This window comes from Pontimicrobium aquaticum (assembly GCF_005047595.1).
GTDB classification, from domain to species: Bacteria; Bacteroidota; Bacteroidia; order Flavobacteriales; family Flavobacteriaceae; genus Pontimicrobium; species Pontimicrobium aquaticum.
The window spans coordinates 18,697-36,249 of record NZ_SUPL01000007.1; the positions used below are offsets into that span (position 1 = coordinate 18,697).

Consider the following 17,553-nt stretch of genomic DNA (forward strand, 5'->3'; position numbering starts at 1 on the left):
GTTCTATTAGTGAGATTGCTTCGTTAACTTTTAATAACATAAAAAAAAAGCCAACTGAACAGCTGGCTTTAGTTTTTTAAGTGATTATATTTATTTTAAGCACCTGCTTGAATTTCTTGAGCAACTTTTTCACATTCGTCTAGTACTCTTAATAAGTTACCACTCCAAAGTTTTTCTATTTGCTCTTCAGTATAACCTCTTTTAACTAGCTCTAGTGTTACATTGAAAGTTTCAGAAGCATCGTTCCAACCTTCAACACCACCACCACCATCAAAATCACTACTAATACCTACATGCTCTAATCCCATTTTTTCTACTAAATAGTCAATGTGATCTACAAAATCTGCCACATCAACTTTTCCAGGGAAGTCAGGCATCTTTTCAACTTTAGCATCAACAATTTCCATGACTTTACTTCGGTTTTCCATGAATACTTTTTGTTCTTCTTCGGTTAATTTTCCGAAATCAGCTCTACTTGTAATCCATTTTATTCCCATAGAATCTGCAACTTGCATTTGAATCTCTCTAGATTTTTCATTACGCGCGTCATTCTTTTCTTTATTTACGTAACTAGTAAAAGCAACTGTTTGTACAACACCACCATTTTCTTTTACCCATCCTAATTGTTCATCATCAAGGTTTCTGCTATGATCACATAAAGCTCTAGCAGAAGAATGTGATGCTATAACTGGAGCTTTAGATAATTCTATCATTTGTTTAATGGCTTCTTTAGATGGATGAGAAATATCAATCATAATACCATACTTATTCATTTCAGCAATCACTTGCTTACCTAAATCACTCAATCCGTTATGTAACCAAACGTCATCACGTTCACCTGTGTTAGAGTCACTTAGTTGACTATGACCATTATGCGCTAAAGACATATATCTAGCGCCTAAATCATAAAATTCTTTTACTCTACCAATGTCTGTTCCAATAGGATAGCCATTTTCTATCCCTATCATAGCTACTTTTTTACCTTCAGCATCAATACGTCTAACATCATCAGAGGTTACAGCTAATCCTATTTGGTCTGGAGCTATTTCTTTAGTAAGTTTATGAATGGCATTGAATTTAGACATGGCATTTTCGTATGCTTTTGCATAACCTTCGTCTGTCAGCGTGTCTTGACCTGTGTAAACTATAAACCAAGCCACATCAAGTCCTCCTTTTTTCATTTTTGGAAGGTTTACCTGATTGTCTAACTCTTGTGTGTAGTTGATAGAGTCGGTAAAGTTATTTACATTGATATCGCAATGCGTATCAAGTGTAATGACACGTTCGTGAATATCTTTTGCTTTTGCAATAAGATCTTCTTCGCTCATTGGTTTTGCTTCTTGTTCCTTACAGGAAACGCTTAGGAGAACGATGCATAAAAAAACAAGCTTAAAAATCGAAATAGACTTAAAAGCTTGAGCTGTTTTGTTGTTTTTCATTATTAAATAGATTGGTTATTAGTATTTATTCTAACCAAATATAATAATAAATAGCAAGTTACTTTGTTTGTGCTTCAGAGATTATAAATGGATAGGCGTTTTTTAACAAAATCTTATCACTTTTATTTAACTCCTCTAATGACTTGCCTAGAACGTTTCTAGCATAATCTGTTCTAAGCTCATAATACGCTTTGCTTAACTCATCCTGTACTTTTATAAATAATTCATAAGATGATTGTGGATGACTTTGTAAAGAAATAACGGCTTTTGTGGGATTATCAGAAGATGTTTCTAACTTTACTCCATTATTATCAATAAATGTTTTGGCAATACCTTTTAGTTTATCAACAGATGTAATTTCGTTCTGCACCATAATTTCTTGTTTACCATTTATCGATATACGTAAAATATTGCGTTCGTTTACATCAATTATACAATCATTTTCACAAATTTTGGGCAACTTTCTTTGAATGCCTTGTTCGCTAGCAATTGTTGTTGTTACTAAAAAGAAGATGAGTAGCAAGAAAGCAATGTCTGCCATTGACCCAGCATTAACGCTTGGTGCTCTTTTTTTTTTTTCATAATTAAAGTTTTAAAATGTTAATAAAAACTTAAAATTCAAAAATGATACCATAAAAAAACCAGAACATTAATTCTGGCTTTTAATTATTAGTAATTTGTATATCATGCTAATATACCTTTAGCTTTTTGGTTTTTAGAGAACCACACCCAAAAAGCACCAAAAACTATTATAAGAGTAGGCATTAAGTATGGTTGCATATCAGCAAAAACCTCAGGAGCGTTGGTGCCAAACAGCCAATATAGTTGTTGTATTGTAGCTGCTAAAAACGATACTACAAATAGTGTTACAGCTATCTTTTTACGCATTAAAAATAGGATTGCAGCAATAATTCCGGAAAACACAGCAATTGCAAATAAAGCGGTTGCCCATGTAGGAGCATTATTCAAAAGTGCAATTTGTTCGGCATTCATTCCAGCAGTTGAAGCCTCCGTTTTAAAAGCCATTTGCAAGTATGAGTTAACACCCATTCCATTCCAAAGGAGAGCAATAACACCAATCACCCAAAAGGCTATTCCAGGTTTGTTTGAATTAGACATAATAAATAGTTTTTAGTTAGTAAAATAGTGTTTTACATAGAGTTATGTAATAACAATTTAGGTAGAAAGCCCTTATAAACCAAATAAATAGCAAAAGATTAATGGCTTACAAGCTGGTTTATTAGGTTAAAGTTGTTAATAATCCTTGAAAACTTTCGGAAACATTTTTTATAAAACATGGAAAAAACTCAAGAAAGACAGTATTTTTGCAACTTAATAATAATTGCATTAATGCTTACATCAACAACATTAAAGGGAGAAACTAAAGAAGGTAAAGAGTTATATAGTTATCAAAAAGGTGCTATTGATAAGATTTTTAAGGCTTTTGATGATGCTCCAGATGACTACCACTTATTGTATCAACTACCAACAGGAGGAGGGAAAACAGTTATTTTCTCTGAAATTGTAAGGCAATATTTAAAGCATCATAACAAAAAGGTGTTGGTCATGACACATCGTATTGAGTTATGTAAGCAAACCTCAAAAATGCTTTCGGAGTTTAATGTTCATAATAAGGTCATTGACAGTAAAGCTAAGCTAGACGACCAAAACGATTACTCTTGTTTTGTGGCTATGGTTGAAACATTAAATAACCGATTGAATGATGATAAATTAGATATCTCAGACATTGGACTTGTTATTATTGACGAAGCACACTATAATTCCTTTACAAAGCTGTTTAAATTTTTCCATAAGTCATTTTTACTTGGTGTAACAGCTACGCCTTTAAGTTCAAATATAAATCTTCCAATGACCGATAATTATGACGAATTAATTGTTGGGGAAACCATTGAATCGTTAATAGAAAATAAGTTTTTGGCGCGTGCTGAAACATACTCGTATAATGTAGGATTAACATCATTGGTTGTTGGAGCTAATGGCGATTATACTGTAAAATCTTCAGAAGACTTATACACCAATCATGACATGCTTGGTAAATTATTGCATGCTTATGAAGAGACGTCTAAAGGAAAGAAAACATTAATTTTCAATAATGGTATAAACACCTCCTTGCATGTTTATGACACCTTTAGAACTGCAGGATACCCAATAGCGCATCTAGACAATACACATTCTAAAAAAGAACGTGAACTTATTTTAAAGTGGTTTAAAAAAACGCCTGATGCTATTTTAACTTCGGTTAGTATCCTTACTACTGGTTTTGATGAGCCTACAGTAGAATCAATTATATTAAATAGAGCAACAAAATCGCTAACACTTTATTATCAAATGATTGGTCGTGGATCAAGAATTCTTGATAATAAGGAAACTTTTAAAGTAATTGATTTAGGTAATAACTTTCACCGTTTTGGCCCTTGGGGAAGTGATTTAGATTGGCAGCGTATTTTTAAATCGCCAAACTATTATCTAGACGGAATTTTAAATGACGAAGAAATTGAGAGCAATTTTAGGTATGAAATGCCTCCTGATGTTCGTGAAGAATTTAAAAACTCAGAAGAAGTCTATTTGGATATTCGAGAACTTTATGTGTCAAGTATTAGAAAAGGCGAATCTACAAAAACAGTACTTGAAAAATCAATTCAGCATCATGCAAAAATTTGCATTGAAAATAGCGAAGATGTTTTTGATGCCTTAGCACTAATGAAGTTGTTAGGCGACGATATTGATCATAGAATTAGTCGCTATACAAAGTGTATAAGCAAGAGTACATTTAATTTTGTAGAGTGGTTAAAAGATGACTATCGAAAAAAATTACGCTCGTACTTAAGAGAAAATTTTGACAGGGTTTTTGAGGAAATCCACGGACATCCACCAGAAGATTAAACCCTACTGCACGACTTTGAAAATAGCAATTGCGTACAAATAAAATCTTGCAAAGCGTAAAAGACCAAAAAGTAAATAGTTTTTAAATTCATATCTAATAAAACCTGCAGCAATACTTGTCATTGCAAAAGGAATAGGGAATAAGGCGCCAACTATTATTAAAAAACCTCCCCATTTTCTAATATTATTAATATGCTTTGATAGTTTGTTTTCAATTGCATAGCGTACTTTTGGGATTCTTGTAATACTAAGACCAGTTATGTAAGAGATAATACCACCTAAATACGATAATAATGCTAGTATAGATAAATATAAAATTGGTTGTGGTAATTTTTTGGACCATGCAATAAATATTTCTGGTGGAATAAGGCCTAAAAACGATTCTGAAATAAAAAATATTGCAAGAACACTAGTGGTTTTAAACGTTTCGGTAACTGTACTTAAAGCAACATTAATATCAATTACAAAATAGTGCACTAATAATATTAACCCAATAAAGCCAATAATTGGCAAAATAGATTTTTTTAGACTTAGTGCAATAAACTTATAGAACCCAGTATATGAATAATACTGATGCAATAACCTAAGTCTGCTTTTTTTTGTCTTGGTATTTGAGTTCATGCAATTTTAATGGAAAGCAAAAATAATACAACCAAGTAGAATTGCAATGCATTTTAGGTAAACTTTAGGACTTGTATTGTGTTAAAACATTGAATACAAATTCTCTTGAAATAGGCTTGCCCTTTGCTAACTGTTTAATGTCTGAGAATAGTACTTTGAAATCACAACTATTTTTAAAATTACTACAACCATAAGCTGTTTTGCCCTTTACAATTGTTCCGGAATGACATTTTGGGCAGGCTACACTGTCTGGAATTGTATGTTTAATAGCTTTTTGCTTAAACACTAAATCTAAAGTCTCGCCAAACTCAATTTTTCCTTCAATCTTTTTTTTATCAATTACAAACCCTTTTAAGTTAACTGTAGCTCCCTTTTCAATTAATCTAATGTATTGTTTTTCTGATATTTTTTTACTCTTAAATTTAAATGGAAGTACAAAATTGCAGCCGCTTTTATAGTTGCTACAACCATAGGCTAGGGATCCTTTAGCAAGTTTTCCTTTTTTACATTTGGGACAAGTTTTTCCTATAAGACTACTTGACGACTGTTTTGCTTTAACAGATGTTTTTTTGATTGCCTGAGCATGAGAAATATTGGCTTTTTTTGTTTCGCTTCGAACTTCATAAACCAAATCATCAACCATTTGCTTCATGTTCTTTATAAACTTACTTGCGCTATAAGTTCCTTGCTCTATATCTTTAAGTTGTTTTTCCCATTGGCCAGTTAATTCAGCCGATTTTAATAAATCATTTTGAATAATATCAATAAGCTGAATTCCTGTCAAAGTAGGAAGTATTTGTTTTTTATTGCGCTTTATATAATTGCGCTTAAACAAAGTTTCAATAATATTTGCACGTGTTGACGGACGACCAATACCATTTTCTTTCATTAAATCACGCATTTCATCATCATCAACTTGCTTGCCTGCAGTTTCCATAGCACGAAGCAACGCTGCTTCAGTAAATTGATTGGGTGGTTTTGTTTGTTTTTCTAAAAATGATGGTTCATGTGGTCCTTTTTCACCTTTAGCAAAATTTGGTAGTATGCCTGATTGATTTTCTTTTGGTGAATCCTTTTTCTCAAATACAACACGCCAACCTTTTAATAGTATTTCTTTTCCGGTAGTTTTAAAAGTAACGTTCTCTGCTGTTCCCAAAACAGTAGTGTTAGATACTTGGCAGTCATCATAAAACACAGCAATAAAACGTTTTACAATAATATCATACACTTGCTGTTGATTGTGTTGCAAATTAATTTGAATTCCTGTTGGAATAATTGCATGATGATCTGTTACTTTTTTATCGTTAAAAACTTTAGCAGATTTTTTAATTTTTTTTCCTAAAAGAGGTTGTGTTAATTTGCTATAGTTAGTTAGATTTTTTAATATACCTGGTACTTTAGGATGCATATCGCTTGGTAAAAAAGTAGTATCAACTCTTGGGTAGGTAACTACTTTTTGTTCATACAATCTTTGCACAATTTTCAAAGTGTCTTCAGCCGAAAACCCAAACTTTGTATTGCAATATACCTGCAACCCTGTTAGGTCAAATAATTTAGGTGCATATTCTTTACCTTTTTTCTTTTTAATAGAAGTGATTTCAAAGTCGCTTTCTTTTACTTTGTTGGCAAGTGTTTCGCCATCTTCTTTGTTTAAAAACCGTCCTTCTTCATAACTAAAAAGGGTGTTCTTGTATAATGTTTGTAATTCCCAATAGGGTTGTGGTTTAAAATTTTCAATGCTTTTAAATCGCTCTACAATCATTGCTAATGTTGGTGTTTGTACACGACCAATAGAAAGCACTTGCTTGTAGCCACCATGTTTAAGCGTGTAGAGTCTTGTAGCATTCATGCCTAACAACCAATCGCCAATAGCTCTTGAAAATCCAGCATAGTATAGATTATCGTAATCTGCTGCAGGTTTTAAGTTGTTGAAGCCTTCTTTAATAGCTTCGGTTGTAAGTGATGAAATCCATAAGCGTTTTACTTTACCTTTATAATTAGACAATGACATTACCCAACGCTGTATGAGTTCACCTTCTTGTCCAGCATCGCCACAATTTATAATTTCATCGGCTTTATCAAATAAGTTTTTTACAATATTGAATTGTTTTTTTATTCCTGCGTTATCTACAACCTTCACATTGAATTTTTCAGGAAGCATAGGTAGGTTGTTTAAATCCCAACGTTTCCAATAAGGCTTATAATCGTTAGGTTCAAATAAAGTACAAAGATGTCCAAAAGTGTAAGTAACAGCGTATCCATTACCTTCGTAATAACCATCATGCTTAGTGTTGGCTCCTAATACAGTAGCAATTTCACGAGCAACACTTGGTTTTTCAGCTATACATACTTTCACTAAAAAAGGTTTTTTTAAAAGAGTAGCAAAGTAATAAATTTTTAAAAATAAAGAAGGATTTTTGGAGGTGTTTACAGGGATTTGAATGCTATTGATATTTAAAAAGCCAAAACTAATAGCATCGTTATTATATTGATGCAAATAAGTTTTGGCTATTAAGTATGCTTTAAGATTTGTTTATTTCAATAGATTAGTTATAAATTTCTTTTAAAATATATTTACCACTTGGGTTAAATAGCCATCTAAGAGTTCCGTCTAAATTTTTTCCTTTTTCAGTCTTTTTTGGAGCCTCAGAGCATTCTACAGGTACATCCCAAATATATGTGCTCATATGCAGTTCTCCATTTTTATATTGGTCAGTACTTGATGTAGGAAGAACGATATTGCCATCATCGCATCCTACTAAAATCCAACGTCCTCCATCTTTAATAACAACAACATCTACACCATTGTTTTCTATTTTAATTACCTCATTTGAAGTAAATGAACTTAATGTAAATGCTAGGATAAACATCAATGCTACGCCACTTGTAATTTTAATTAATTTTTTCATAATATGTTGATTTAATAGTTTAGAGTAAAGCTATAACAATCTAGAAATGAAAACAATACTCAATTTGAGTATTTTGTGCGATATGTGTTGTGTGGATTTTAAAATAGATTTTGTTGAGATTTAAGAATATTTATTAGCTCTCCTGTTGAGGATAGCTTAAGTTTTCTTAAAATATTTCTTCTATGTGTATCTACTGTATTTGAACTAATAAATAGTCGCTTAGCAATAGATTTGCTAGTCTTCTTTTTTACTAACAATCTTATAATGTCTTTTTCTCTGCTGCTAATTTTTTTTAAAAAAGCTGTTTGAGAACAATTGGTAGAATACTTGGTTTCTAGGTTATTATTTGAGTTAAGCGATTGAATAGAAGCTTGAATAGGGATTTTTTTGTTTGAATTGATTACTGTAAAGTATGTTAATGCTTTATGTTTCTTGTTCGAGTCGATAAAAAATGGCGTGGTATTTTGAAAAATATTTACGTAACTATTATCTTTTCGCTTTATTCTATAATTCCAAGTGTAAGAGTATTGCTCTGTTTCTTTTTGATTTAAGTCACAATCAATAAAATCAACAATATCACTTAATGAATTCACCAAGCATGATAAATCATCTTCATGAATATGTTTCCATAGAAATTTTAATCCATTCGATGTTAATTCTATATTGTCAAAGCCTAGGCATGCGTGCATATTTTTACTAACAAAATCAACTTCAAGATTTTTTCTATTTATAATGCATATAAAGGTAGGGTTATATGTTATAGAACAATCAGTTGTAATTATTCTATCAATATCCTTAATAGTTAATGTAGGATTGTTTATAGAATCAGAGATTCGCTTATAAATCCTTTTAAAGTTGGTTAGTAACATACTGCAAAATTGCTATAATCAACGAATAATTTTTAATTAAAATTATCCAAATTTATTACAGTGAAATTTTTGATAACTAAAACAGGTTTCCGCTATTAAGCGCTTCAAGGGAAGAAAGACACTGCAAATATATGTAATATATTAACACTATTATTTAAGAATAAAACAAGTTATTAACATATTTAATAAAGAACAGTTAAATATTTAAGTTAAATAATGGTAATAATTAAATTTTGTTAAAACAAAGATCTAGTTTTAATCTCTAAATTCATTTTGCTACCTTTAAGACATTATTTAACCAACCAATTTTTACATAATGAAAAAGCGAGTAATTACTCTATTCTCAGCTCTTGCTTGTTCTTTACTATGCATTCCTGCATTACAAGCACAAGGAGATATTCTAGAAAAACTTAAAGACATAGCTATTGTTGACCAAAAGGTCATGATGCCAATGCGAGATGGCGTTAGATTAGCTACCGATATTTACAGACCTAAAGGCGATGGAAAATATCCTGTTATTTTCTCAAGAACACCTTATAATTTTAACTCTTGGGGAGATGGCGAAGAGCGTACACGTAATTATCAACGTGCTTATGAGTATATTAAAAAAGGATATGCTTATGTAGTGCAAAATGAGCGTGGGCGTTATTATTCTGAAGGTGAGTGGGATATTCTTGGTGTGCCACTTACTGATGGCTACGATGCCTTTGAGTGGATGAAAAACCAATCGTGGTCAAACGGAAAAATAGGAACACTTGGGTGCTCTTCAACTGCTGAATGGCAAATGGCTGTTTCTGCGTTAGACCATCCATCTCATGCTGCTATGGTGCCACAAGGCTTTGGCGCAGGAGTCGGTAGAGTAGGCGATATTAACGAGCAAGGAAACTGGTATCGTGGTGGTGCAGAACAAATGCTCTTCTTTTCTTGGCTTTATGGTGTAGAACACGATGTATTTAAACCAAGAATTCCAAAAGGAGCTACTCAAGAAGATTTGATTAGAATCTCAAGATTTTACGATTTAGCTCCTGAAAATCCACCTGTAGATATGTCTGAAGCTCTTAGTCATTTACCAATTCAGGACATTTTAAAAAATATTAATGGGAAGCACGAAGTTTATGATAAAATGATTCGTCGTAAACCCAACCATCCAGATTGGTATAAAGGAGGTTTATACCATGATGACAAAGACATAGGAACTCCTAGTTTCTGGTTTGCTTCTTGGTACGATGTGTCTATTACACCAAATATTAAGTTGTTTAACCACGCTAGAAATAATTCTAAAGACGCTTTTATACGTGATAATCAATATTTAGTAATAGCACCTACGTTGCATTGTGCTTACACAAGAGCTACTGAAAATACCATTGTTGGAGAGCGTAGTGTAGGTGATGCGCGATTAAACTATGACGAGCAAATTACTAAATGGTTTGACCTTTGGTTAAAAGGCGAGGATAACGATTTTAAAGAGACAACTCCTAGAGTACAATATTATACTATGGGAAGTAATGAGTGGCAATCTTCAGAAGTTTGGCCACCTGCAAATACCGAAATGGTAACGTATTATTTAAACAGTGGCGGAAAGGCTAACAGTCGTTTTGGTGATGGACGTTTATCTACTAAAAAAGCAGGAAAGGATAACCCTGATGGTTTTATTTACGACCCAATGGCTCCTGTGCCTTCTCACGGAGGAAATGTTTGCTGTACTGGTAATGCTGTAAGAGGTGGAGCTAGAGACCAGAAAAACATGGAAGCAAGACATGATATTTTGGTTTATACAACCGATATTTTAATGGAAGATACAGAAGTTACTGGTTTTATTGAGTCAAAATTATTTGTATCATCCGATGTTAAGGATACCGATTTTACTATCAAATTAATTGATGTGTATCCAGATGGTACAGCTTATAATTTAGATGAAACTATTCAGCGTGTTCGTTACCGTGAAGGGTACGATAAAGAGGTGTTTATGGAAAAAGGAAAAGTTTATGAAGTCGATTTAACTCCAATGGCAACAAGTAACTTATTTAAAAAAGGACATCGTATTCGTGTTGAAATTTCTAGCAGTAACTTTCCGCGTTTTGCAAGAAACTTAAATACTGGTGGCAATAACTATGATGAAAAAGTAGGTGTAGTAGCTCATAACAAGGTGCATCATTCTAGTAAGTATCCATCACAAATACGTCTTCCAATAGCAAAAAAATAAATGATTAATAGTATATCTTAAAGAGTTGCTAATGCTATGTTAGTAGCTCTTTTAAAATTTTATGAAATCAAAACTACACAGATGAAACAGGCACTTTACATTATTTTATTATTTATTGGAGTTAACTCATTTGCTCAAAAGAAAATATTAGATCATAAAGATTTTGATATTTGGAATACCATTAAAAACCAAGCTATTTCGGTAGATGGTAAATATATTATGTATTCTTTGGAAAAAGGAGAAAAAGATAATCATCTTAAAATTAAAGATGCTAATGCCTCTTTACTTTTTGAGTATGAACGTTCAGAAAATGGACGATTCAATTATAATTCTAACCATGCGTTATTCACCATAAAGGCATGGAAGGATAGTGTTACAGAAATGAAACGTCGTAAAGTAAAAAAGGATGATATGCCAAAAGACACTTTGGGTATTTATAGTTTTAAGACAAAATCTCTAACCAAAATTCCAAATGTAAAGTCATATAAAACGCCAACTAAATGGTCTGGTGTGGTAGCCTATTATTTAACTGATATTAAGCAAGAAAAATCTACAGACACAACTGAAGCTAAGAAAAAATCAACAAAAAAGAAAACCAAAAAAGTAAGCAGTAAAAATGGCTTTCATTTAGTGGTTAGAGATTTAGTATCTGGCAAAGAAGACACTTTAAAGTATGTTACAGACTTTAGCTTTGCTAAAGAAGGTAAACGTTTGGTATATACAACTACAGGTGAAGATGAAAAATCAAATTCTAGTGTTAATGTTTTGAATATTGAAAACGGAAATTCTACCCAAATATTCGAAGCTAATAACAAATCAAAATACTACAAATTACAATTAAGCGATTCTGGTAAAAATTTAGGGTTTGTAGTTGACACCGATACCACTAAAGCATTGGTAAGACCAAACAAATTATATCATTGGACAGAAGGACAAACTAATGCTTTATTAATTGTTGATGCAGATTCAGCACCAAAAGGCTATCGTGTGTCTTCAGATGGAACCATAAGTTTTTCTCAAGACGATTCTAAAATGTATTTCGGATTGGCAACACCTCCAATTGTTCAAGATACAACTCTATTAAAAGAAGAAATTGTTAACGTAGAAGTTTGGACATATGATGAACCTCGCTTATATACTGTGCAAGAACTTCAAGTAAAAAACGACCAAAAAAAATCGTATCAAACGGTTGTTCATTTAAACAATAAAAAATTAGTGCAATTAGCAACTACTGAATATCCTAATGCACGATTAACAGACAAAGGAAATGCTCCAGTAGCATTGGTAAGCAATCAAGAGCCATATTTATTAGAAAGCCAGTGGACAGGACGAAGAAACAGTGATTATGCAATTATAGATGTAGCAACAGGCACTAGTAATAAAGTGTTAACTAATGTATCGTCTTCAATGAGTTTGAGTCCGAAAGGAAATTATGTATTTGGATACCATGCACAAGATACTACTTGGGTTGCCTATAATATTGCAACTAATAAGCGATTAGATTTAACCAAAGGACGAGTATTTTATAATGAGCTAAATGATTCGCCTAATTACCCAGGATCTTATGGTGTGGCTGGTTGGACAAAAAATGATTCTGCGGTATTAATTTACGACCGTTATGATATTTGGAAATTCAACCCTAATGATGGTTCTAACACGCGATTAACAAAAGGGAGAGAGCAAAAAGTAACCTATCGTTATGTACGATTAAATCCAGATGAAGATTATATAGATGATTCAGGTAAGTGGCTATTAACGACCTTTGATGAGAAAAATAAGCACTCAGGCTATTATGAGTACAATGCTAAAAATGGAAAAGGAAAGCAGCTATTAACTGGCCCTTATTCATATTCTAGACCTCGTAAAGCTAGATTAAGCAATAATGTAATTTTTACTAGACAATCCTTTGAAGAATTTCCAGATATTAGGATATCTAATTTAAGCTTCAAAAAAGATAAAATAATCAGTAATGCCAATCCTCAACAAAGTGAATACAATTGGGGAACTGCTGAGTTAGTAGAATGGACATCTTTAGATGGTTTGAAACTACAAGGCATGCTTATTAAGCCTGAGGATTTCGACCCAAATAAAAAATACCCAATGATTGTAAACTTTTATGAAAAAAGCTCTAATGGGTTGTTTAGGCACAAAGCACCATCAGCAGGAAGATCTACAATTAATTACAGTTTTTATGCAAGTAGAGGATATTTAATTTTTAATCCTGATGTCTATTATCGTGAGGGTTATCCTGGTGAAAGTGCTTTTAATTGCGTAATTCCTGGTATTACGTCGTTAGTTGAAAAAGGTTTTGTAGATAAAGATAATATTGGAACTCAAGGTCATAGTTGGGGAGGTTATCAAATAGCCTATTTAGTGACTAAAACAGATATTTTTAAAGCTGCTGAATCTGGTGCGCCTGTACCAAACATGATTAGTGCTTATGGAGGAATTAGATGGTGGACAGGTTTAAGCAGACAGTTCCAATATGAGCATACACAAAGTAGAATAGGAGGAACGCCTTGGGAATATCCACAACGTTATGTTGAAAATTCACCAATATTTAATATTGATAAAATTAACACACCTCTTTTAATAATGCACAATGATGCCGATGGACATGTACCATGGTATCAGGGTATTGAGTTCTTTGTAAGTTTACGCCGTTTAGGTAAACCTTCATGGTTCTTAAACTATAATGATGAACCACATTGGCCATTGAAAATGCAAAACAGAAAAGATTTTAATATCAGGATGCAACAGTTTTTTGATCATTATTTAAAAGGAGCTCCAAAACCAGTTTGGATGGAACGTGGTGTGCCTGCAATAGAAAAAGGAATTAATCAAGGTTTAGAATTAATAAAAAATTAAATCATGGTAAAAAAAATTAATTGGGATGATGTGCCTGTAGAGCAGGTGACTGATAAAATGCAACGCAGAATGATTTATGGTGACAAAGTGATGATTGCTAAAATGAAATTTAAAGATGGATTTCTAGTACCACTTCATGAGCATCATAATGAACAAGTAACGCAAGTTATTTCTGGAACGATTCGATTTTGGTTTGGAGCCAATAAAGAACAAACCATGGATTTAGGGCCTGGGGATTCTGTGGTAATTCCAGCACATGTTCCTCATGAAGCATTGATGATTGGCGATGTAGAAGAGATTGATACTTGGTCACCAATTCGTGAAGATTGGTTAGATGGTACTGACGATTATTTAAGAAAATAGTTAATGGATTTAGGCCTAAAGAATAAAGTCGCCTTTATAGCCGCGTCTAGTGACGGCTTAGGTAAAGCTGTGGCTATAGAGTTGGCTAAAGAAGGTGCTACTATCATCATTAATGGTAGAAATAAAGCAAAGCTAGAAAACACTAGAAATGACATAGAACAAACGTACAACACGAAAGTTCTTGCTGTTTCTGGTGATTTAGCTAAGGAAGATGAACGAGAAATTATTTTAAAAACAATTTTCAATCACCATGATAAAGTTGATATTTTAATCACCAACACTGGAGGACCGCCTTCTGGGAAGTTTGAAGATTTATCGATGGAGGATTGGGACAACACCTATAAACTATTGCTTGCAAGTACAGTAGCATTAATTAAAGCCATTCTTCCAGGAATGAAACAGCAACAATGGGGAAGAATCATTGCCATAACCTCTCAAGCAGTGAAGCAACCTGTTGATAATTTAATTTTATCGAATTCTGTTCGCGCTTCTGTAGCTGGTTTAATTAAAACCTTGGCAAGTGAACTCGGTGAACACAGTATCACAGTAAACAATGTAATGCCTGGTTATACTAAAACAAACAGGTTATTGTCTCTAATTGAAAGCAATCCATCTTTTAAATCTGCAATTGATGAAATTCCATTAAAACGCTTTGGTAATCCTGAAGAATTTGCTGCAGCAGTTACTTTTTTAGCTAGTGAACGCGCAAGTTATATTACTGGAACTTCGTTAGCAGTGGATGGTGGTTGGATAAAACATATTTTGTAAATGACACATATAGATTTAACTAATAAGAATATATTAATTACTGGAGCATCAAAAGGCATTGGTGAAGGTATTGCAGATTATGCCATGAAAATGGGAGCAAAGGTAGCTGTTCATTATAATTCAGGTAAGACATCAGCTGAAGCTTTGGTTTTAAAATACCCTGAAACTAATTCTAAAATCTTTCATGCAGATTTAAGTAAAATGCAAGACGTTGTAAATCTAATGGAAGATGTGATTGCAGAATTTGGAAATATTGATACGATTATTTTAAATGCTGGTGTATTTTTACAACATTCAACTAGAGATAGTTTTGAAAATTGGTTAAATATTTGGAAATCAACTATTGACATTAATCTTAATTCGGTTGGGATAATGACAAAATTAGGGATTGACCACTTCAGGAAAAATAAAGAAGGACGTTTTATTTACATTGGAAGTCGCGCAGTGTTTAGAGGAGAAACAGAAGAATATTTAGCCTATGCAGCCTCAAAAGGTGGTTTAACCTCTTTAGCAAGAAGTGTGGCTAGATCGTTTGGAAAAGAGAACATCAAATCGTTTGTGATAGCACCTGGGTTTACTAGAACTCAAATGGCAGAATCATTTATAGAAACTTATGGAGAAGAGCGTGTGCTTAATGAAATTGCTTTAAATGAATTGACAAAACCAAGTGACATTGCACCACTGGTAGCTTTAATGTGTAGTGGAGATTTGGATCATGCTACAGGTGCCACGATCGATGTGAATGCTGGAAGCCATATTAGATGATTTTTATTAAAACTGTAACATTTTATCAAGAAAATCTTCTTATTAATATAACTAGTCAATCAAAATCAATTAATATGAAACATCTATTCCAAAATTTCTATGTTTAGTGGAATTATAAAATAGATGTTACATGTGACTTTTGAGAAAACAATTAAAATTATCACATGAAAAAAGTATTATTTTTCATCGCCTTTAACATGGTGATGATTTCGTATGCCCAAAACAATCTCACTAAAGCACAATGGCAAGAAGACCTTAAATTTCTTCAGGAAACTGTACATAAGGACTATCCTTTTTTATTTAAAAAAACTACTGCAGAAATATTTGATTCAGAAGTTGTTAAACTCCACAAGGATATTCCAAACTTACAACAACATGAAATAATTGTTGGGTTTGCACGTATCGTGTCTTTGTTCAAATATGGTCATACAGATATTAGCTTTAGTAAAGATCCTTTTGCTTTTTCTCAATTACCTATAAATTTATATCATTTTAATGATGGTGTGTTTATTCAAGGAACACATAAAACACATGAAAATACCCTTGGAGCTAAAGTGCTTGCTATAGAAGGTAAACCTATTAAAACAGCTTTAGAACTTATTCACCCGACTGTCCCATCTGAAAATAGCCAGTTCTTCAAAGCTTATGGGCTAAACTATTTAAGAATTCCTGAGGTCTTGCATGCACAAGGTATTACCTCGAGTTTAAAAACTTCGGTAGAATTCACTTTAGAAAAAAATGGTAAAACATTTACGCATGTATTTTCTGTGTTACCAGATAATCAAAGGATTCCTGTAAGCTATAGTTTAACAAAACAAGATGATGTTTGGTTAGATGCTAGAAATCAAGACAAAACTCCAAATTATTTAAAACATTTAGATAAAATTTATTATTACGAATATCTTCCTGAGCAAAAAGCGGTTTATGTTAGGCATAGTCAAATACAGGATGATTCAACCGAAGCAATTCCTGAATTTTATGAACGCGTTTTTAATTTTATTGACACTAATGATGTTGAGAAGTTAATTATTGATGTGAGACTAAATGGTGGCGGAAATAATTATAAAAACAAGCCTATTATTACAAACATTATTAAATCTAAAAAAATCAACAGAGTTGGTAATCTTTTTGTAATTACAGGACGTAGAACATTCTCAGCATGTCAAAATTTAGTAAACGAAATGAGTAATTATACCAATGCTATTTTTGTAGGAGAACCAACAGGAGAGAACATAAATTTTTATGGTGACAATCGTACAGTTGAATTACCAAATAGTAAAATTCCTGTATTCTTATCGTTTGCTTGGTGGCAAGATAAACCACAATGGGAAAATGCAGAATGGTTAGCTCCGCATATTGCTGTAGACATGAGTTTTGAAGAGTATAAGACCAATAAAGATCCTGTATTGCAAGCTGCTTTGGATTTCACGGATAACAACTTTGTGCTAAACCCTATGCAATATCTGACTAGTTTTTTTATGAAAGGAGAAGTGGATAAGCTTAAAAGTGAAGCAGCAAGAATGGTAATGGATACAAGATATAAATTCTTTGACTTTGAAGGCGAATTCAATAAAGCTGGGTATAATGTATTAGGAAGTGGTCAAATGCAAGAGGCTATCTTTGTGTTTCAAATGGTGACTGAGTTATTTCCAAATTCAGCTAACGCCTGGAATAGTTTAGCTGAAGCGTATTTAAAAGCTGGAGATAAAACAAAGGCATTAGAGTATTATAACAAGGCTTTGAAGACGGATCCAGAAGGAGACACTGGAAAGAATGCACAAGAAATGATTAAGGAAATAAAACAGTAATGCCTGTAAAAAAACCAGTGAAGTCAACTTCACTGG

Annotated in this window: 13 protein-coding genes and 1 pseudogene; 7 read left to right on the top strand and 7 right to left on the bottom strand. The window is 32.7% G+C overall.

Translation table 11 applies throughout. The features are described from left to right. Window positions 1-95: 95 nt before the first annotated feature. The 3 genes and pseudogenes from E5167_RS12650 to E5167_RS12660 form a co-directional block, all read right to left on the bottom strand. On the bottom strand, window positions 96-1,439 hold the full coding sequence (locus E5167_RS12650; RefSeq protein WP_136844526.1) for a dipeptidase: 1,344 nt from the start codon (window positions 1,437-1,439) through the stop codon (window positions 96-98). A gap of 58 nt (window positions 1,440-1,497) precedes the next feature. Then, a pseudogene (locus tag E5167_RS12655) lies at window positions 1,498-2,004 on the bottom strand (ExbD/TolR family protein); the annotation flags it as partial. 119 nt (window positions 2,005-2,123) lie between these two features. Continuing rightward, the gene (locus tag E5167_RS12660) at window positions 2,124-2,558 is read right to left on the bottom strand and encodes a hypothetical protein (RefSeq protein WP_136844528.1); all 435 of its coding nucleotides are present in this window, start codon (window positions 2,556-2,558) and stop codon (window positions 2,124-2,126) included. 231 nt (window positions 2,559-2,789) lie between these two features. Between E5167_RS12660 and E5167_RS12665 the strand changes: the two genes are divergently transcribed. Continuing rightward, window positions 2,790-4,343: a DEAD/DEAH box helicase gene (locus E5167_RS12665; protein ID WP_136844665.1), complete on the top strand. Its 1,554-nt coding sequence runs from the start codon at window positions 2,790-2,792 to the stop codon at window positions 4,341-4,343. Window positions 4,344-4,346: 3 nt separating this feature from the next. On the opposite strand, the gene E5167_RS12670 is transcribed toward E5167_RS12665, so the two are convergent. From E5167_RS12670 to E5167_RS12685, 4 genes are all read right to left on the bottom strand, one after another. Beyond that, entirely contained in the window at window positions 4,347-4,964 is a 618-nt protein-coding gene (locus E5167_RS12670) for a YqaA family protein (RefSeq protein WP_136844529.1), read from the bottom strand. 64 nt (window positions 4,965-5,028) lie between these two features. Further along, on the bottom strand, window positions 5,029-7,320 hold the full coding sequence (locus E5167_RS12675; protein ID WP_136844530.1) for a DNA topoisomerase 3: 2,292 nt from the start codon (window positions 7,318-7,320) through the stop codon (window positions 5,029-5,031). A gap of 190 nt (window positions 7,321-7,510) precedes the next feature. Next, window positions 7,511-7,873 (bottom strand): hypothetical protein, encoded by a 363-nt coding sequence (locus E5167_RS12680; protein WP_136844531.1) that lies wholly within the window; start codon window positions 7,871-7,873, stop codon window positions 7,511-7,513. A gap of 98 nt (window positions 7,874-7,971) precedes the next feature. Continuing rightward, window positions 7,972-8,742: a LuxR C-terminal-related transcriptional regulator gene (locus E5167_RS12685; protein ID WP_136844532.1), complete on the bottom strand. Its 771-nt coding sequence runs from the start codon at window positions 8,740-8,742 to the stop codon at window positions 7,972-7,974. A 316-nt stretch (window positions 8,743-9,058) separates the two neighbouring features. Here E5167_RS12685 and E5167_RS12690 point away from each other — a divergent pair, with 316 nt between their 5' ends. The 6 genes from E5167_RS12690 (at window position 9,059) to E5167_RS12715 (ending at window position 17,517) form a co-directional block, all read left to right on the top strand. After that, the gene (locus E5167_RS12690; RefSeq protein WP_136844533.1) at window positions 9,059-10,945 is read left to right on the top strand and encodes a CocE/NonD family hydrolase; all 1,887 of its coding nucleotides are present in this window, start codon (window positions 9,059-9,061) and stop codon (window positions 10,943-10,945) included. Window positions 10,946-11,026: 81 nt separating this feature from the next. Then, window positions 11,027-13,813, top strand: a complete 2,787-nt coding sequence (locus tag E5167_RS12695) for an alpha/beta hydrolase family protein (protein ID WP_169301425.1) — start codon at window positions 11,027-11,029, stop codon at window positions 13,811-13,813. Window positions 13,814-13,816: 3 nt separating this feature from the next. Further along, window positions 13,817-14,176, top strand: a complete 360-nt coding sequence (locus tag E5167_RS12700) for a cupin domain-containing protein (protein ID WP_136844535.1) — start codon at window positions 13,817-13,819, stop codon at window positions 14,174-14,176. A gap of 3 nt (window positions 14,177-14,179) precedes the next feature. Beyond that, window positions 14,180-14,944 (top strand): SDR family oxidoreductase, encoded by a 765-nt coding sequence (locus E5167_RS12705; RefSeq protein WP_136844536.1) that lies wholly within the window; start codon window positions 14,180-14,182, stop codon window positions 14,942-14,944. Continuing rightward, complete coding sequence (locus E5167_RS12710; protein ID WP_239021999.1) at window positions 14,945-15,709, top strand: SDR family oxidoreductase; 765 nt, start codon at window positions 14,945-14,947, stop codon at window positions 15,707-15,709. It begins immediately after the preceding gene. A gap of 164 nt (window positions 15,710-15,873) precedes the next feature. Continuing rightward, window positions 15,874-17,517 (top strand): tetratricopeptide repeat protein, encoded by a 1,644-nt coding sequence (locus E5167_RS12715; RefSeq protein WP_136844537.1) that lies wholly within the window; start codon window positions 15,874-15,876, stop codon window positions 17,515-17,517. The last annotated feature ends 36 nt before the right edge of the window (window positions 17,518-17,553 follow it).